Genomic DNA, 19,000 nt, shown 5'->3' with positions numbered 1-19,000 from the left:
GGGGTGCTGGTTCGACGTTGGCTCGTAGCCTTGGGTGCGCTCAAATATGACCAGTATTTGGCGGCTTCGGCAGAGTACTGTTCAATCTGGACCTCGGCGCCTAGCTGTGAGCTATCTGCCACGATACGTGCTATTGCATTGGGCGGAAATCCGATGCACTGGGTCGAGTGCACCGTCGATGTATGGCATCGGTGGCAGCTACGCAGCGTTAGCGGACGTACGGCCGGTCTCGATCGAACGTTAGGTCCCCGCTGCTAACCGGACACCTATGGCCCGACTGCGTGCAAATGAACTAGGAATGGCCTTTTCTGATCCGCTCGGCCGATTTGGCTGCGACTAAAAGCCGTGTCGTGCCCTGTGTTTGGCCAGGTTCTCGCGGATGCGCTCACGATCGCCTGGCCCCAACCGATCCCAACGCAGCTTCAAGCCTTCGGTGATACCGTAGTGCTTGCGCATCGTTTTCGGCACCTTCTCATGAAGAAGGCAGCCCTCGACATCAAAGGAGATGTGACCTCGGTCGAAGAGCCCATCCAAGGGCACTGAGAGCAGCAGGCCGTTGTTGGGGTCGGCGCGAGCCTCGCTTGTTGATTCAGCCCAGGGAACGATATGCGAGGCTCTAAGGAGCGATTGGCAGTCGTCGCCGTGAACCGAGCAGCAAGCGCCCCAGCGAATCTCGAGCATGTCTCTGAACGCCTTGTGGTGTGGGCCACGCGCCCAGATAAGCCGCTGTATCTCTGAGGCAAGGGAGGCAAGCGTCGCCTGTTTGGAGAGCTCCGCGGCTGCTCTCAGTGCGGGAAGTTCCTCTTCCTGGCTTTCAAGCTCCGCTATGAAACGCATTAGCATGTGAGGGCGACCGGACTTCATTCCTGCCGCGTGTGCACGAAGGGCGCGTAGAACGGTCGGTAAAGCCTCGGGGCCGTCATCGAGAAGGATGCTTGCCACGAAGTACCTGATGGCTTCAATAGACATCAAGCTACTGAAGCCCTCGCCTCTTCGGAGGTGGGAGTAGTTGCGAAGCGCGACGCCTCCGGTGGCCTTGTGATAGCCAGCTGCGACGAGGTCGGACAGTCCGTCGTTGAACGTGCGCAGTCCTGAGAAGATCTGCCTGCCGACGGTGCAAGCAATCTCAATCTGCGCGGCGGTTACCGCTTCCTTGCCTTGACTCTTAGGACGTGCGAGGAGTGGGTCACGTCGAGGTAAGTCACGTAACCGCCCGAGCGACCCTGATGCCATTGGCGTCCCCGCCGGCTTGCCGCCGTTCTCCAGCTTTATCCAAATCATGGAGCCGTCGCATTCGTAGGCGGCGTCCACTATTTCGAACTTGTGATCCAAGGATACCAAGCCCGTCTTGTGGTCCTTCAGTAGCGCCGTCATCTCGATGCCCAGACCAATCGCCAGATCGATGGCATTGAAGAGCGCAACTCGCTTCTTTGGATCCTTGTCTTGCCACTGGCGTGGGACTCGATACCACCTCTCCCGTGTGGCTTGGTCCTCGATGAAGCCGGCACTACCTTCGCGGTTGCCTTCTCGCTCATTCCAAACGGTCATAGCAAACTTCGATGCGCCCTCACGCCGCACCTGTTCAACCTTCTTGTCGAACGAGAACCAACTCCTAGGTGAGTAGCGGCCCACGATCTCCTTGTATGCGTCTTCAGTCTTGTACAGAAAAGTTGTTGCGAGCTCGGAAGGCACGGGATCTCCGGTTGAACTTGGGCGTGGTGGTGTGATGCATGTACCGTCCCGTAACGCCGACGCTCACGTCGTAGTCGCGTTGTGCGTCCGCTCCCGCTGCGGATCGGCTCCAGGTACGAATCGGAGCATCCTATCCATTTCTGAGCGTAGCTATCGACGAGGTTTCGGCAAATGAGCGTGCCGATAGCTGGTTGCCGCGAAGTTCGGAAGCTTGAAATTCGCAGAATCGAAGACGTTGTCATGTGAAAACTGGGGTAGCAGTTCCCTGGTCTCGCGCACTGCCTGGAGAAGTGGCCGGCGGCAGACAGGGGAGTTCCGAGCCAGCTCCGCGGAAGGACCTCATATGTCAGGGCGCTACGTTCGCAACGGGCACTGAACAGCTGGACCGCCCTGCCCGGCAGCCCGGCACGCAGCGAAAGCGGAAGTACCGCTGCCACGATCGAACGTCAGGTCAGCTGCGCTATGCGGACGACTCGGACCGCGTCTACAAACCCCAGCGCCACGTGGATAACTGAGCGTTCCAGCAGCGTGTGAGTGGACACCTTGAGCGCGTATTGGAGAACACCGAGCGCTTTGTGGTTGTCCCGAAGTCAGAAAACGGCACGGCACGGCCCCCAGCGGGTAGCTACCATCGGGGCATGTCGAAACCAAATCCCCCTCCAGGCTACTACGCCGGGCTTACGAACCTCGTGCTGCACCCAGACGTGGAGGAGGTCAAGCTCGGCAAGGGTTTGGTTATGCGAAGGACGTTTGCACACTTCATGATCTCGAACACTGTCGCATTCAGGCCGCCCGTTGCACCAGGCAAGCACCACGGAGGTCCGTGGAAAGCGACGACTCAGGGTGATGGTTTTGATGTGTTCACTGAGATTTACATCCCCTCAACGTACAAGCCGCCGCATGGACTCAAGCCGATTGAGGTTGTCCGCACTCTCACATGCATGCTGCGCCTTCACTGCAATCCAGAAATTCTATTTCTGCTTGAGGCGAACCATTCGCTGAGTGCCTTCGCGGCAGTACCGGATCGGGACATGATCATCAGGCCGATCGAGTCAACGCCCCACTACATCCATCTGCAGATGCGCGACGACGGATTGGAAGCAGCGGCGTCCCGACTAATGTGGGTTGTGCAGAACTGGCAGACCGCCGTTGACCTGATGGGATTGCAGGCTGACTTCAAGTTGGCGATGGAAGCCTATGAACTGTCGACATTCGTTCCATCGCATGCACTGACCCTCGTGTCATTGTGGGGTGCTCTCGAAGCGCTCTTTTCGCCATCCACCGCTGAGCTACGCTTTCGGGTTTCAGTGTTGATCTCGTCGTACCTTTGCAAGCCTGGAAAAGCGCGTCTTGAGAAGCAGAAGGAAATCTTCGACCTCTATGACAAGCGCTCAGCTGCTGCCCACGGCAAGCCGAAGCACAGCGAACTCCACTTGGCGCAGTCATACGGAATTCTGCGTGCTGTGTTGACTCAGATCATTGAATCGAAGCATGTGCCGACAAAGGACGAACTCAACGACATGCTGATGGGCGTGCAGTGATGTCTCACCGCCCCGCCGCTTATTTCTTTTCCGAAGTTGCTCGACTACTACTTCGACGCGCCGAGCGAGCAGACTCCCCCCAATAGCCCCATCTCAGCCTGGCAACTTCGTCTCCAGGACTCGAACGCCTTGCTCGTTGCTACGTTGCTACGAGCCTTGGGGACGGCAAACCGCTTGCGTCGACAGCCGCTCTCGATAGCCTGCGAGTTCGAGGTCAGTCCAAAATCGCCATTCCGGACTGTGCAGGCATGCGCCATTTCCTTTGCCAAGGTCGTCCTTGCAGTAACGCCGCTCCTTCTCCCGGATTGCGTGCATCGCGCGCGGCAGAAGATTCGGCGTTTTTCTTCTGCTCGGCACACTCGCCAGGTTTGACTCGCGAAGGTTACCTAGCCACTGCCAAGCAGTTCGCCAAATCCAATGCGTCTGCGTTGAGTCTTGTGATCACGCCGGAAAATCTCAGGCGCGCGCCTTCAGTCCTTTGATTCCATCGCTTGACATACGAAGCCGCCGCCTCGACCGTCGGGAAGCTTTCGGAGCATGAGACCAGACCTCCAACTCCCACCATCGTTGGGTTGTTTGAGGTAGTCCATCGTGCGACGTGGATTGTGACGTTCTTGCTGGTATCTGCTGCAGCTCGAAGCTTGGATGGAGGAAACAGCAGTTCGCCAGTCCACTCAACTGACCTCCCAAGATGAATTTCCTTGAAGCGCGGGTCGTCGACGATTTCCTCCTTTTCTTGGACACATTGACGCAGGTGCTCAAGCGTAATGTCCACCGCAAAGCAGTTAGGGGCTGGTGGAAAGAGCATCAAAATCCCTTTCACAATAACCGCGACTAGGCCGAGGATCGCTGCGGTCTTTCCCAAGATCGCCGAGACTTTACCTACGGTGCCGTCCCACAACTTCCAAGCCCAACGCATCCCCCGCGCGATCGCGTTGAACATTCGCCGTGCGGGCCCAATCGGCTTGGATTCATTCTGGATTGGAGTTGGGGCCATCGCGCGATCCTTCCATCAGTACGACGCAAGTTACTGGGCAATGAAGGTGAGTCAACAGCATTCTCGCTTCATTGATTGCAACGTGGGTCAGTTTGATATAGCAATGCGACGTGAAACCGCGGCGCCGCTGAGCACCTCGCACTCAAGCGTTCTTGCAATTCGAAGTTCTCCCAGGTGAAAGCCTGACGAGCCGACCTAGATGGTCACGCTCGCCCCAACCAAGCCGCCCTCGAGGCGGCTTTTTTGCGGTCGCATCACTTGGGTAACGGCATCACGCTGCAACCTCTTGGGCCGCCCGTGACGAACTGCATTCGGCAGACGATGAGGCGATTCTTTTCTGAATCTAGCAGCCAAGTGATTGAGGAAGTACCGTCCCCGGACACGCCGATGGGTGTAGGCGGCGATTGCTGCGCCGCGCTGCTGAAACCGGTGAACGCGAGTGCGAGAAACGCAAAGGCTCGAAGGTACATCTCTGTCTCCTTATGTGCGGGCTTGTGTCGCGGACCGGCGGTTCGCCGCCTGCCGTCAGGTGTTGCACGCCACGTTAACGTGAGCCGTGTTGGCTGCCATCCGCCGTTTTGGGGAGACCGTTGGCCGGGATTTCTCTACTCGGAGCTAACCAGTCACGGTTCGTCCCGCGCCGGGCAATTCATCACCACCCGCTTCATCGTCGAACTTGAAGGCGAGCCACCCGGGTAAAGGTGGCGGTTTCTCCGCGGTCAGCTCCGACCGTCATCAAGCAAGGAAGACGGCGAGCGCCAGCCGAGGTAGTCCGATGGCACTCACCACATTGAAGCCGAGACTCGGCACCCTGAAGACAACCAGGGCGCCGATGCTCGAGGCTAAGGCAGGCAGCACAGAGATGGAGCGAGGCAGAGCATGGATGGCAAAGCGCCAGCGTGTAGCCCTTGCCCATGGCTACCAGTGCCAAGGTTGTGACAGAGCATGGCTGTCCTACCGTGACCAGATACCGATTGCGACGTCGCGTCGTTGTGCCCCTGACCAAGGCCGGCGGAGCCGCCCCCAACGGCGTCCAGCGGGCCATCCTGCGAACGCTTTGCGTAGGGCGTCAGCAAAGACGTCTGCCGCTTCCCCCTCGTGAAGCGCGTGCACACCCACTGGCTGGAAGGCAGGATCCGGCCAGAAGCAGTCGGTCAGCACCGAATTCTTGCGGCGCTAGCGTTGGAAAGGTTTCTGAGGTTCAAGCGTGGTCGCACACGCAAGTGAATCGACCGCCGCTGTCTGGCCCTTTGCGGAAGTTTGAGGCCTGGAAAAGACGACGTTCGCAAGGGAAGTTTCGACGTACCCTTCGCCTGCAGCAACAGACGCTCGCCGGCACCTGCCCAGCACTGTGCGCCAAGGGAACATCAACGTCGTAGCCCGCTCCGCAGTGAGAGGGCTGGTGCACCGAAGGCCATTGCGGAATGCGAAGGCGCTTCGCGCGCACTTTGCTATCACGGACCGGGCCTCGACTCAAACCCCACAATCGCCGAAAGTAGGTAGACGGCCGGTTTCCGATCCTCCGTTTCCAGGGTTACGGTAGATGCTGTTACTGCGACAACTCTGCCCTCGATGTGTCGCCCGCCTCCCCTGAAATGGGGAATAACCCACGACTTGCCCGGCAGTACTGACTTGAACGCCGATTCCATCGCCGCGATGTCGGAGGTACCTTGGACAGGTGGCGACATGGCCGCCCCACTCACTGTCGTGGCTGTGCCTAGGCCCATGGCCGCAGCCTTGGTAGGGAATCGCTCCCTCACCTTCTTGATGGCGGAATCGATTGCGTCGGCAGCCGTCGCCAGCGTGGCCACCACCGCGACGGCCTCGTAGCTGAAGTGAAGGCCGGACCAAAGGTTCATGGTGGCCTCAATCCACCACGACCCAGAAAATGACCTATCTATGTGGCACATCGGTTTGAAGGTGCCTGCGGGATACGCACTGAGTACACCGTCCAGACTTTCTGCGAAGGCCTCTTCAGCGACCTCGCGCAGCGCCTCGTTCAGTTTGAGACCGGATTCGGCGGCAAGTGGTGCGTGCACACCGACAAGCAGGCGTGCAATGGGCACCGGGGTGCCCTGGATGGGGTCAGGCAAATCGGTATCCATGATGAGCACCTCCTAAGGGGTCTTCGCGACGTTAGGGTTGCCTAGAGCGAAAACGGAACTCAAACGTACGACCCCTGCTCGCGAATTAGACCGTTCCATGCACAGATCGGTCATCCTCCCTGATGAGGAGAGAGGGACAGTCGCGCGCTCAAACTAGTCTGGTAAGCCCGCGATCCTCAAGCCCTCAGCCAGCCGAGCGAGATCGTCAGGGTTGCGCAGGGCATACCCGCGGATGAATGTTGCAACGCTGAACCTCGGATGGATCTCTAGCAGGTCGCGCGCCACCGCGTGCGCGCCGGGCTCATCACCGGACAGCGCGAGTGACGCTGCAAGAATACGCAGGGTCGGGGGCAAGCGCGGGTTTACGCGGCTGGATTTGCGCGTCCAGGCGATCGCCTCACCGTAGCGTCCGGCTACGAACTCGGCCAGACCCGCGACGGCCCAAAAGTAAAAGTTCATCGGATCGTATGGGTTCAGCCGCCAGACATTCTGCAGTCGTTCAAGGGCTTCATCAGGACGCCCGAGGTACACACACGTCGGCGCGCTCATACCCCAGGCGAAGGCTGAGCTTTCGTTCAGCGCCAACGCACGGTTGAACAGGTCGTTGGCTTGTTCGAGTTCCTTCGTCAAGAAGGAGAGCAAGTGCGCAGCCATGCTCAGCACGTACGGATCGTCCGGGTCCAACTCCAGGGCACGCTGCGACGCCGCAATAGCGCGCTCCCGATCGGCAGCCGGGTTGGACTGGAAGGTGAACAACCATGCCGTGTAAGCGTGCGCCTGCGCATAGCTGGGGTCGAGCGACACCGCCCGCTCAAGGAGTTCCTGGGCTTCACGGTAGCCATCGTCGCTGAAACGGTACAGTCGTGACAAAGCCTTTAACACGCAATCGTAAGCATCCAGGTTCTCGGTCGGACGTTCACCCACCCGGGCCGCCTGCACCGCGCGCAACCGAGGCTCCAGCGAGCCGACAACGCTGGCCGAAATGCGGTCCTGGAACTCAAACAGCCTGTCTTTGCCGCCATCAAAGTGTTGCGCCCACACCGAGCGGTTGTCTGTCATGTCAAGCAGCTCTACCTTTATGCGCAGTTCCGATCCATGGCGCCATACGCTTCCATCGAGCAGATAGCGGACGTCGAGTTCAGCGGCGATTTGCCGCAGGTCCTCGCCTCCACCGCGGTTGCTGTAGCGCAAGGTCGAATTGCGCGCGATAACGTACATCGATCGGCTACGCGACAGTCCGGTGATGATCTCGTCGGTAATGCCGTCGCCGAAGTACGAATCCTCAGCGTCTCCACGGACATTGCGAAAAGGCAGCACCGCAAGGGTCGGCCGCGAGGACCATTGCAGGTAAGGCTGCGGGACAAGCGGCACCTCACCAACGCTGAGCCACTCAACGGCAAACACGCGAACTGGCCGCACGATGTTTTTCATCGGAGGCGTGCCGAGGTCCCGGAACGCTAGGGACAGGCGGTTGAGAACGCACTCGCGCACGAACCCGGTCACAACGATCTGCCCCGGCTCGGCCGCCTGATGGATTCGCGCCGCAATGTTTACACCATCGCCCTGCAGGATCCCGTCGTCATCGATCACGTCGTCAACATTGATGCCGATGCGCAACTTCATCATGAACGGGTCTGACGCGTCATGCCGCGCGTGCAGCATCCGCTGCGTCTGTGCCGCCCAGCGCACAGCATCGACCACACTCGAAAACTCGATCAGCATGGCGTCGCCTGCAATCTCGGCGACGCGGCCTCCATGGCGAACCATCAACGGCTCAATGGTCTCGCTACGGAGCGCCTTCCAGCGCCGCACCGTCTCAACATCGCTACTTGCCATAAGCCGCGAATAACCCGCCACGTCGGCGAACGCCACGGCGGCGAGCCTACGCTTGATCGTGGGCGGCCCTTCCAGCCCGTCGTCAGCCCTATCGCTCATTTCCAAGGCCTGCAGTGAGCCCGCTCAAGAAGCCCGCAAACAGCGACCGGCCAAATGGCCTGGGGAGGCTGGCGAATAGCCGCGCCCCAGCGCGAGGCAAGAGCCTCCGAGCGGGTTTCATGATGGCGACGATCATAAGGCAGCGGCCTGACGCGGGACCCCAGACATTTCCACCACCGAAGGTCCAACCCCTCGGCAGGATCGCGGGCTTCGGCGAAACGCTTCCTTTCGCCGCGTCTACCGATGTGCCATGTCGTTCATGGTCTCATCGCCAACTATTCGGGAACCGGCCCTGTGGCGTTCCGGCATAGGTCAAACCGATTGAATGCCCTCCGCGCCTTGTGGGCAACACGCCACAAAGATCGAGATCCGTAAACCTCGCGTGTGAGATTGCCAGGGTGTTAGGGCTCCGTTCGCCGCACAATTTCAGCCATGAGCACCCTTCGCCAACCCACCTTGTATCGCCACGCGTGGTGGTTGCCGGGCGTATGCTCCACCCGGCAGCGACGTTGGCCGCCCGACGCTGCGGCCGAGTGAACAGAGCATCCTCCTCATGTTCGCAATCCTTTGAGCTCTGCCGTGGTCCCTTGCCCCTCTGCTCCTCGACTTTGGTCAAGGGTTTGCGGACCGTGCAGCATTGTTCGTCACGCTTGGCCTATTCGCCAACGCAGGCTTGACCTGGTGATCACGGCCCTGCTCAGAGCCCGCTTCCGCCACCGTCGGGAAGTGAATCTGAAGGGCGCATGATTTTGGCGCAACACGCTGGCCCCACGCCTTCGCAGACGAACTGCTCGCCGCAGATCTGCTCGCGCCGCTTTCGGAATTTACTTCAGGGTTGTGACCCAGCCTCCAGATGCCATTGGACGAGAACTTGAGACGACGCATCTGCTCCGGTCTCGGGCGCCAAGAGCGCCTCGTGATGGACTCGAAAGCGTTCCGGCCCGCTGCGGTCGCAGTCGTCGTTCTGGAAGAAGGGCCGGGCGGGAATCTTCCGGGCATTGAACCTCCTCCGACCTGGAGCGACGGTCCCGCGATTCTGCTGACCCGCAGGTCCGCAAAGCTTCGCGCGCACGCAGGTCAGTGGGCGCTTCCCGGAGGAACGATCGATCCCGGAGAGTCTGCCGAAGCGGCTGCGCTGCGAGAACTGCGCGAGGAGGTCGGGCTGCAGCTCGGCATGGAGCAGGTTCTCGGCAAGCTGGATGACTTCACGACGCGATCAGGATTTGTCATCACGCCTGTCGTCATGTGGGCGGGGATGGCGAAAAGCCTGGTGCCCAACGATGCTGAAGTGGCGAGTGTCCATCGCATCCCGCTGGCCGAGTTCATGCGACCGGATGCACCGCTGCTCGATGCGATCGAAGACAGCGTGCACCCTGTCTTGCGCATGCCCGTGGGCGATACGTGGATCGCCGCGCCGACCGCGGCCTTCCTCTATCAGTTCCGCGAGTTGTGCATTGCCGGCCAAGCCATCCGCGTGGCGCACTACGAGCAACCGATTTTCGCGAGAAAGTGATCTCCGGGCCGAACCGAAGCCCCGGGGTCTCTCCCAAGTGAGCCCGGGAGGTGGCCCGCAAAGACCGTTATCCGTCTTACAGCGACACGGCGCGAGCGGCCGCTCTAGAGAAAATCGTACAGCCGCTTCGGGCCCACTGCCGTCTTAGCTCCTGCAACTTGCAGCGGCTGGTTTCAAGCATCAAGCGGTCCTAACCTCGACGTCGGCATTCGCTGCTTAGCGGGCATCAGAGGCGCGCGCCTTACCGGAGGGCACATGACGGTCGCGAGTCTTAAACGGGTCCGGCTTTCCGAGGTCGTCCCAGGGGAAACGCCAAACTCCCAAGAGCCCTAGCCCGACTGCAACGTTGGAAAGAGGATCTGGCAAAGCCGCCATGGCTTCTTCCTGCGTCTCAATATGTGCGGCGAAAGCCTTCGCCGTGACAGCGCATCGCCCACCTAGCACGCAGGAAAGCGCTGGTCGTGTACCGAGTCACCCCGAGATACCATCGATTGGGCTTGCCTGGCGGATCGACTGCGAGGTCCGTTCGTGTGCGCGGATGAGGCAGCGACTTACAAGGCAACCGTGCGACAGAGCGCAAGGTGCAAGGTGCAGAGCCTGTGCAGGCGCCGCCCGACAAAGCGGCCCGACGAACGATGCCTAAGAAAGGGTCCCATGGTTGACGATCCCGAGCAGAGCAAAGACCGCAGACGGACAGACCGATGCGTCCGGGTCCGCGGCGCACGCGAACACAACCTCAAGAATGTGGACGTCGACTTGCCACGCGATGCACTGGTCGTGTTCAGCGGCGTTTCGGGTTCGGGCAAATCCTCGCTGGCCTTCGGCACGCTCTACGCCGAGGCGCAACGGCGCTACCTCGAATCGGTCGCACCGTATGCACGCCGTCTCATCGACCAGGCCGGCGTGCCCGAATTCGACTCGATCACAGGCCTGCCGCCCGCCGTGGCGTTGCAGCAGCAGCGCGGCACGTCCAGCTCGCGCTCGTCCGTCGGGAGCGTGACGACGATTTCGAGTTCATTGCGCATGCTCTATTCGCGCGCCGGCACGTACCCGCCGCGCCAGCCGATGCTGTACGCTGAAGACTTCTCGCCCAACACCGTGCAGGGTGCTTGCCCCACGTGCCACGGGCTGGGGCGCACCTACGAAGTCACGGAGCGAACGATGGTTCCGGACGATTCGCTGACGATTCGCGAACGCGCCATCGCTGCCTGGCCGCCCGCATGGCATGGGCAGAACCTGCGCGACATCCTCGTGACGCTGGGCCATGACGTCGACAAGCCGTGGCGCGACCTGCCGAAGAAGGTGCGCGACTGGATCCTCTTCACGGACGAGCGGCCGACGGTGCCCGTGTACGCGGGGTTCACGCCCGCGGAAACACGGGCTGCACTGCGCAGCAAGATGGAGCCGAGCTACCAGGGAACCTTCACGGGCGCTCGCAACTACGTACTGCACACCTTTGCGACCACGCAGAGCGACCTCATGAAAAAGCGCGTCGCCCGGTTCATGGAGCCCAGTGTCTGTCCCACCTGCAAAGGACGCCGGCTGAAGCGCGAGGCCTTGTCGGTGACTTTCGCGGGCCACGACATCGGCACGCTGTCGCAACTGCCGCTGTCCGAACTGGCGGGTGTGCTGGCACCGGCAGCGGGCGGCTCCTTTTCCGGGAAGCCCGACGCCAACGTACTCAGTCGCGACGCGGCCAAGCGCGCCACGGTGAAGCGCGTGGCCGCTGGCGGGTCGGCCCATCTTGCCGCCCCCGACGTGCGGCACACGCCAGCACTCTCGGAGGAAAAACGCATCGCCGCCCAACGCATCGCCCACGATGTGCTCCAACGTGTCACGACTCTGCTGGAACTCGGGCTCGGCTATCTGTCGCTCGACCGCCTCACGCCAACGCTGTCGCCCGGCGAACAGCAACGCATGCGATTGGCCACGCAGATCCGCTCGAATCTGTTCGGGGTCGTCTATGTCCTCGACGAACCCTCCGCCGGCCTGCACCCTGCAGACAGCGAGGCTCTGCTGACTGCGCTGGACCGACTCAAGGCGGCCGGCAATTCGCTCTTCGTCGTCGAGCACGACCTCGACATCATGCGGCGTGCCGACTGGCTCATCGATGTCGGCCCCGATGCCGGCGAAAAGGGAGGCCAGGTGCTCTTCAGCGGCCCGCCGGCCGGACTTCGAGCGGTCGGGGCGTCGCATACCGCGCGCTACCTGTTCGACACGGCGCCACCGCCGCCCCGCACGCCGCGCGAGCCCGCAGGCTGGCTCGCCCTCGCGCAAGTCAGCTGCAACAACCTGAGTCGACTCAACATCGAGTTTCCGCTCGGCGTGCTCGCGGCTGTCACCGGTGTTTCGGGCTCCGGCAAATCGAGCCTGGTCACGCGGGCCTTGACAGAACTCGTCGCCGCGCACCTCGGCCACGAGGCGCCACAGGACGAGGAAGACCGGATCGAGGCAGCGGCGCAGGACCGCGTCACGGGTCATATCGCCCGCGGCGCGGAATCGTTGCGCAGGCTGGTGCATGTCGACCAGAAGCCGATCGGCCGTACGCCGCGTTCGAACCTCGCCACTTACACCGGGCTGTTCGACCACGTGCGCAAGCTGTTCGCCGCCACGCCGGCGGCCAGGGCGCGGCGCTTCGATGCAGGCCGCTTCTCTTTCAACGTGGCCAAGGGGCGGTGCGACACATGCGAGGGCGAGGGATTCGTCAGCGTGGAGTTGCTGTTCATGCCCAGCGTCTACGCGCCCTGCCCGACCTGCCACGGCGCGCGATACAACGAGAGAACCCTCGCCATCCGCTGGCGTGAGAAAAGCATCGCCGACATTCTTCGCATGACCGTCGACGAAGCCGTCGGCTTCTTCATCGACGAGCCTGCGGTGGAGCGCCCGCTGATGTTGTTGCAGGCCATCGGGCTTGGCTACCTGCGGCTGGGCCAGCCCGCCACCGAGCTTTCGGGCGGCGAGGCACAACGCATCAAGCTCGCGACCGAACTGCAGCGCTCGCAACGTGGCAACGGTCTCTACGTCCTTGACGAACCCACGACCGGACTCCACCCCTCCGACGTCGACAAGCTGATGCTGCAACTCGACAGCCTGGTCGCGGCCGGCAACACGGTGATCGTGGTGGAGCACGACATGCGGGTCGTGGCAGCGTGCGATTGGGTGATCGACATGGGGCCTGGCGCAGGCCATGAAGGCGGCCGCGTCGTGGTGGCAGGAGCACCTGCGCAGGTGGCCGCGGCAGGCAGCCTCACGGCGCGCTACCTCGCGCCGGTGCTGCACGGTCGGTCGCGTGAAAGCTAGCAGGTCGCTCGACGACAGCGCGGCACCGCACGTGTTCACCATCGTTGTGTGCAGCATGCGCTTGAACACGCCGTTCCGGCCGTCGTCGCTCAGGCCGTCACCGTACGGGCCTCCGCCCCCGCTTCCGCCTCTGCTTGCGCTTTCGTCTTCGTCGCGTCGGCGCGCGGCTTCGCGCCCGGCGCCGTCTGGTCGGACACCCTGTCGATGCGAAGCGCCTTTTGAACCGGGTCGTAGCCGAGCCTCACGCTCTGGCCCGCCGACACTTCGCCTTTGAGCATGGCGGTTGCCAGCCGCGATTCGACCTCCGAGCGCAGCTTGCGCTTGAGCATGCGAGCGCCGAACTCGGGGTCGTAGCCGATTTCCGCCAGGTGGTCGACCAGCGAGTCGTCGAACTCGAGCTGTACGTTCTGCGCGGCCGCCGTGCGCGCCACACGCTGCAACTGCAGCCCGACGATGGCATGAATCTCCGGCTTGCCCAGCGCGTGGAAAACGACGACCTCGTCGACCCGGTTCAGGAACTCGGGCCGGAAGTGGTGGCGCAGGAGTTCCATCAACCGGTCGCGCAGCGCCGGGTACTCGAGAACTTCACGATCTTCGGCCTTGAGGTTTCGCTGGATCACATCCGACCCGAGGTTGCTGGTCGCGATGACGATGGTGTTGGTGAAGTCGATCACCCGTCCCTTGCCGTCGGTGAGGCGCCCCTCGTCGAATAGCTGCAGCAGAATGTTGTGCACCTCGGAATGCGCCTTCTCGATCTCGTCGAGCAGCACCACGCTGTAGGGCCGGCGCCGCACGCGCTCGGTAAGCTGGCCGCCCTCCTCGTAGCCCACGTAGCCCGGCGGCGCGCCGACCAGCCGGGCGACCGTGTGCCGCTCGGAATACTCGCTCATATCGATGCGCACCAGCGACTCCTCGCTGCCGAAGACCGTCGCCGCCAGCGCCTTGGCCAACTCGGTCTTGCCGACGCCGGTGGGGCCGAGGAAGAGAAAGGTCGCGGTCGGCTTGCCTGCTTCGCCCAGGCCGGCTCGCGCCAGGCGCACGGCCTCACTGACGGCGTGCACCGCCTCCTCCTGGCCGACCACGCGTTCCCGCAGCCGGTCTTCGAGCTGGAGCAGCTTCTCGCGGTCCTCGGTGGTCAGCTCGGACACCGGCACGCCGGTCAGCGCCGAGACGATTTGCGCCACATCTTCCACGCTCACTTCGGAAGAGCTGGTGCCACGCCGCTTCTTCCAGGCCGCAGTCGCGTCGGCGAGCTTCTTCTCGTCGCCCTTGATGCGGTCGCCCAGGTCCTTGGCCTTGTCGTACTGCTTGGCCGCACCCGCGGCGTCCTGCTCCTGACGCAGCTTGCGGACGTTCGCTTCGATATGCTGCAGCTCCTGCGGCCGGGAGCTGGCATGGATGCGCACCCGTGCCGCACCCTGGTCGATCAGGTCGATCGCCTTGTCAGGCAGGAAGCGCGCGGCAATGTAGCGTGCCGAGAGCTTGGCGGCGGCCTCGATCGCGCCTTCGCTGATCTTCACCTTGTGGTGCGCCTCCAGCCGGTCGCGCAGGCCGCGCAGGATCTCGATCGTGTCCTCGATGCTGGGCTCGGGCACCATCACCGGCTGGAAGCGCCGCTCCAGCGCTGCATCCTTCTCAATGTACTTCTGGTACTCATTGAGCGTGGTCGCGCCGATCAGGTGAAGCTCGCCGCGCGCCAGCGCGGGCTTGAACACGTTGGCGATGTCCAGCCCGCCTTCGCCGCCGCCGGCACCCGCGCCGACGATGGTGTGCAGCTCGTCGATGAAGATGATCAGCTCGTCCTGCCTGTCGATGATCTCGTCGAGCACCTGCTTGACGCGCTCCTCGAATTCGCCGCGGTACTTGGCGCCCGCGACCATGCTGTTGACGTTGAGCTCCATCACGCGCTTGCCGCGCAGCACGTCGGGCACCTGGTCCTGCACGATGCGCTGCGCCAGGCCCTCGACGATCGCGGTCTTCCCGACACCGGGTTCTCCGATCAGCACCGGGTTGTTTTTCTTGCGGCGCGCCAGCACCTCGATCGTCGTTTCGATCTCCTGGGCGCGGCCGATCACCGGGTCGAGCTTGCCCTGTCGGGCCAGTTCGCTCAGGTCGCGGCCGTACTTGTCGAGCGTCGGCGTGCCGCTGCGCTGCTTGAGCTTGCCTTCCTCCGCACCCTTGCCGACGACCTTGACGACCTTTTGGCGCAGCGACTGCGAATTGAGGCCGAGTTTGCGCAGCAGTTCGCCGGCAAAGCCGTCTTCTTCTTCCACGAGGCCGATCAGGATGTGCTCCGGCCCGACATAGCTGTGGCCAAGTTCGCGCGACGCGATCATGGCCTGCTCAAGGGCGCTCTTGGCGCGCGGCGACACACCGATCTGCGGCGTCTCGCCCTTCACGACCTTGCGCTCGCCGCGGGGCGCGTTCTCTTCGATGTTCGACCGAAAGTCCGCCTCCGACAGTTTGTAATCGCGCAGGATCTCCTGAACGATTTCGTTGTCGAGCAGCGCCAGCAGCAGGTGCTCGGTGTCGACCTCGTCCTTGCCGTACTCCAGCGCCTTCTCGGCTGCGACCTGGAGCCGATCCATCGCCGCTTCGTTCAGGAAGCTGCGCAGGTCCACCGCCTCGCGCGAGCGCTGGCGCCGCGGCGCGCCGGCATGTGGCCGCGCCTTGTCGCCGCCTGCGCCGCGTGCGCCGCCGGCGCCTGGCGATTCGCCGAACAGCGAGCCGCGATCGCCGAAGAAGCTCTGGAACTCGTCGAACAGACCGCCGCCGAACAACGACTCAAGCGGCGAGCGCCCGAGGGCGCTGCCCATCGTCTCCGCATAGTGTTCGTCGCAAAGTGCGACCTGGCGGGTCTTGCCGCCTTCGCGCAGGGTCAGTTGGGTGGAGGCGGGGCGTCCGCACACGTCGCACTTGGCCATGACTGCTCCTTCTTCAGGCGGTGTATTCGAACTTCGGCAGGGCCTTCAGTTCGTCCTTGCTCGCCTTGGGCAGCACGGCCTTCGGCGCTATGTGCGTGAACTGACGCACCGGAATCGCAACCAGGTGCTTACCCATGCCGAGAAAGCCGCCGACGTTCACGATCGCGGTCGAGAGGTTGCCGTCGGTCGAGACCACGAGGTCGTCAACCTTGCCGATCTTTTCGCCCTTCTCGTTGTAGACATCTTGGTGAAGCAGCTTCGAGGCGCGGTAGCCGGTGGCGACCAACTGGGTTTCGGCGATGGTCACGCCAATCGTGGCCTTCGCAGCCACCGGTGCCGGGGCTGCCTTGATGACCGCTTCCTTCGGCGCCGCGGGGTCAGGGGCTGCCTGGCCGCCGGCGAGTTGCGTCAGGCCGAGGCCGAGCATTGCACAAACGATGCTGGTGCGAAGAAGTTTCGTGTCCATGATGTTTTACTCCGTAGGGGTTGAAGGGAATCACTTGATTTCGAGCTTGCGCGAAGCCTTGGTGTCGCCGGCCTTCTTTGGCAATCGCAGCGTCAGCACGCCCTGGTCGAAGCGTGCCTCGGCGTGCTCCAGGTCCACGCCATCGTGCAGCGGCAGCACGCGCTGGAAACTGGCGAAGGCCCGCTCGAGCGGATAGCAGGCCTTCCCGACCCGCTTGGCATCCACGCGCTTCTCGCCGCGCAACACCAGGATGTTGTCTTCGACGTCTATTTCCAGGTCCTTCTTTTCCATGCCTGGCAGCTCGGCCGTGAGGCGCAATGCGTCGCCGTCGTCGAAGATGTCGATGCGCGGCTCGAACACGGCCGGGCCGAAGTCGCCGAACCACCCGCTTGTCCCGCCGAATGCGCCGCGCAACGGGCCCGGTAGCATGTTGAAGGGGTCCAGCGCCTGCAGCAGCTTCGTCGGTGCGGGCCACTCGGTTGACGAGCGCGCCTGCGACGAAGCCTCGCCGGTGGCGCCGCTGTCGGCAGGCCGCTCGGCGGCGCCGCTTCGGTTGAACTTGAAGGGAAACCACTTCTGTGGATCGAGTGTCATGTTCGAGCTCCTTGTTGAGACTGAAGACTCAATGGCTGCCCAATGCGAGCGGCGCGTGCGTCGCGGGTTCTTTTGCTGCCCGTCGGATGTGCAGGCCCACGCCGAGCAGGAGCACTCCGGTGAGCACCGCATGCAGGCTGATCAGCCACACGAGGGTCAGCGCGCCAGCCCCGGGCGCCGCGATGACCAGCGCGCCGAACACCAGCGAGACGATGCCGCTCAGCACCAGTGGCCACCTGGCGCGCAGCACGCGGCGCAGGCGGATCGCAAGCGCGACGTCGAGCGCACCGGTCAATACCGCGTTGACGCCCATGATCAGCACCAGCACGAGGGCGGTCAGCGCGGGATAGACCAGCGTATAGACGCCGGCCCCGACGCTCACGCTGCCCAGCAGCAGAAGCAGCCACCATTGCCGATCGCTGTGCCGCCTCACGAAGGCGGCCGCCACCGAGGAAAAACCGCCCACCAGCGTGTAGGCCGCGAACATCGCCAGGAGCAGGATCAGCGTCAGGCCCGGCCACGCGATCGCGAGCACCCCGAAAAGGATCGCGAATGCGCCGCGCAAGATCAGCATCCAGGACGCCGCGCCGTCGGCTTGCGTATTCGATGACTCGTCATTCGCCCCAGGATCTGCATTGGTCGACATCTGAATGCTCCTTCGTATAAGTCGGTGGGAGGACCGAGGCTAGAGCGCCGGCGACGGCCTGTCTTGCCCGATCCTGCCGTTCGTGCCGCAAAGGTGCGGAGCCAGACTCAAAGACCGATCGTGATGCGGTTCTCGACCGCGCTCACGCCCGGCGCCTTCCAGGCCGCGCGCTCCGCTTCCTCGCGCTCGGCCCAGGCGCGCACCCTGCCCTTGAGGGTCACCTTGCCACCGTCTACCTCGACCGTGATCCGCGCGGCGTCGGTCTGCGCACTGCGTACCAGTGCCTCCTCGACCTGCTTCTTGATGTCCGAAGCTTGCGCCTTGGGCTTCATCTCGATCAGGTTGCTGACGCCCTTCACGCCGGCGAGATTGCGCACTACCCGCTCGGCCTGCTGCTTCTTGTATTGCCAATCGACCGTGCCCTTCAGCGTGACCCAGCCCTTGGAGACGGTGACGTCGATCTTTTCCCGCTCCAGCAGAATGTCCCATTGCAGGGCGCGCGCTGCGGCGGCGGCAATATCCGAGTCGGTGCGCTCGTAGCTGGAACCCAGCCGGACCTCGATGTCGTTGGCCACAGCCTTCACTCCGCGCACGCGATGCGAAGCCTCTTCCGCGGCCCAGCGCTTGGTGTAGGAATCGACATAGCCGGTCAGCGTGACGACGCCTTCTTTCACGGCCACGCCGATCTCGTTGGATTGCACGCGTGGTTCCCATTTCAGTTCGGCCAGCACCTCGTTCTGAATATCGACGTCGGTGCGGGCAGCGGTAGCAACGGTCATGATTGATCCTCTATCTGTTCATCCAGCGCCCGCTGGGGAGAAGCGACTTCCATCCGACAACCACACGCGGGCGCAATGGCGCGAAAGTCGGTTGTTTGAAGAATAGGTCGGCAGATCGGCGCGGTCTTGCTCAGACCTGCGCAGCTATGTCGCGGGACTGCGCGCAACGAATCAAGCCACTGCCGCGCATTCATCCTGAAGCTGCGCGGCGTGAGGCCGGTATGGCCGCCTGCCCGTTAGAGATGCCGGGGCTGCCGGTCGCTGCTTGATCATGCGGACGCAACGGAATGGGCTCACGACCTCTTGATGCCGAGGCCTCGCTCGGTGACCTGCCATGCGGCCTTCGCTCGCGATGCCATGTGCTTGAAATGCGACGCACTGCCCAGCGCCGGACTTCGCCAGCATGCGCAGGAATCCGGAAGACGACTGCGGCCACTGCGCCTTACGCTGGCCCGTCGAGAGTCAATCATTGGAGATGAGGAGCAGGCATGCCGAGCCGACGATTCTC

General features: G+C 62.9%; 12 protein-coding genes. 3 read left to right on the top strand and 9 right to left on the bottom strand.

Annotated elements, in window-relative coordinates; translation table 11 throughout:
- Positions 1-336 precede the first annotated feature (336 nt).
- The gene (locus QTH90_RS21630) at positions 337-1,692 is read right to left on the bottom strand and encodes an HNH endonuclease signature motif containing protein (RefSeq protein WP_286666626.1); all 1,356 of its coding nucleotides are present in this window, start codon (positions 1,690-1,692) and stop codon (positions 337-339) included.
- A 554-nt stretch (positions 1,693-2,246) separates the two neighbouring features.
- Between QTH90_RS21630 and QTH90_RS21625 the strand changes: the two genes are divergently transcribed.
- Positions 2,247-3,233, top strand: coding sequence for a hypothetical protein (locus tag QTH90_RS21625; protein ID WP_286666625.1), 987 nt, complete (start codon positions 2,247-2,249; stop codon positions 3,231-3,233).
- Between the two features lie 382 nt (positions 3,234-3,615).
- On the opposite strand, the gene QTH90_RS21620 is transcribed toward QTH90_RS21625, so the two are convergent.
- The 3 genes from QTH90_RS21620 to QTH90_RS21610 all read right to left on the bottom strand — a co-directional run bounded on the left by QTH90_RS21620 (position 3,616) and on the right by QTH90_RS21610 (position 8,270).
- A complete protein-coding gene (locus QTH90_RS21620) occupies positions 3,616-4,230 on the bottom strand; it encodes a hypothetical protein (protein ID WP_286666624.1) in 615 nt (204 codons plus the stop codon).
- Between the two features lie 1,454 nt (positions 4,231-5,684).
- On the bottom strand, positions 5,685-6,335 hold the full coding sequence (locus QTH90_RS21615; protein ID WP_286666623.1) for a hypothetical protein: 651 nt from the start codon (positions 6,333-6,335) through the stop codon (positions 5,685-5,687).
- Positions 6,336-6,488: 153 nt separating this feature from the next.
- Positions 6,489-8,270, bottom strand: coding sequence for an adenylate/guanylate cyclase domain-containing protein (locus QTH90_RS21610; RefSeq protein WP_286666622.1), 1,782 nt, complete (start codon positions 8,268-8,270; stop codon positions 6,489-6,491).
- An 853-nt stretch (positions 8,271-9,123) separates the two neighbouring features.
- On the opposite strand from QTH90_RS21610, the gene QTH90_RS21605 reads away from it, so the two are divergent.
- Positions 9,124-9,783: an NUDIX hydrolase gene (locus tag QTH90_RS21605; protein WP_286666621.1), complete on the top strand. Its 660-nt coding sequence runs from the start codon at positions 9,124-9,126 to the stop codon at positions 9,781-9,783.
- A 654-nt stretch (positions 9,784-10,437) separates the two neighbouring features.
- A complete protein-coding gene (locus QTH90_RS21600; RefSeq protein WP_286666620.1) occupies positions 10,438-13,083 on the top strand; it encodes an excinuclease ABC subunit UvrA in 2,646 nt (881 codons plus the stop codon).
- Between the two features lie 89 nt (positions 13,084-13,172).
- On the opposite strand, the gene QTH90_RS21595 is transcribed toward QTH90_RS21600, so the two are convergent.
- The 5 genes from QTH90_RS21595 to QTH90_RS21575 all read right to left on the bottom strand — a co-directional run bounded on the left by QTH90_RS21595 (position 13,173) and on the right by QTH90_RS21575 (position 18,492).
- Positions 13,173-16,007, bottom strand: a complete 2,835-nt coding sequence (locus tag QTH90_RS21595) for an ATP-dependent Clp protease ATP-binding subunit (protein WP_286666619.1) — start codon at positions 16,005-16,007, stop codon at positions 13,173-13,175.
- A 13-nt stretch (positions 16,008-16,020) separates the two neighbouring features.
- Entirely contained in the window at positions 16,021-16,473 is a 453-nt protein-coding gene (locus tag QTH90_RS21590; protein WP_286666618.1) for a PRC-barrel domain-containing protein, read from the bottom strand.
- A gap of 30 nt (positions 16,474-16,503) precedes the next feature.
- Complete coding sequence (locus tag QTH90_RS21585) at positions 16,504-17,067, bottom strand: Hsp20/alpha crystallin family protein (protein ID WP_286666617.1); 564 nt, start codon at positions 17,065-17,067, stop codon at positions 16,504-16,506.
- Between the two features lie 28 nt (positions 17,068-17,095).
- Positions 17,096-17,713 (bottom strand): HdeD family acid-resistance protein, encoded by a 618-nt coding sequence (locus tag QTH90_RS21580; protein WP_286666616.1) that lies wholly within the window; start codon positions 17,711-17,713, stop codon positions 17,096-17,098.
- A 107-nt stretch (positions 17,714-17,820) separates the two neighbouring features.
- Positions 17,821-18,492, bottom strand: coding sequence for a BON domain-containing protein (locus tag QTH90_RS21575; protein ID WP_286666615.1), 672 nt, complete (start codon positions 18,490-18,492; stop codon positions 17,821-17,823).
- Positions 18,493-19,000 lie beyond the last annotated feature (508 nt).

It is taken from the genome of Variovorax flavidus (genome assembly GCF_030317145.1).
GTDB lineage: Bacteria > Pseudomonadota > Gammaproteobacteria > Burkholderiales > Burkholderiaceae_C > Variovorax > Variovorax flavidus.
This window is presented reverse-complemented; position numbering and strand designations above follow the sequence as displayed.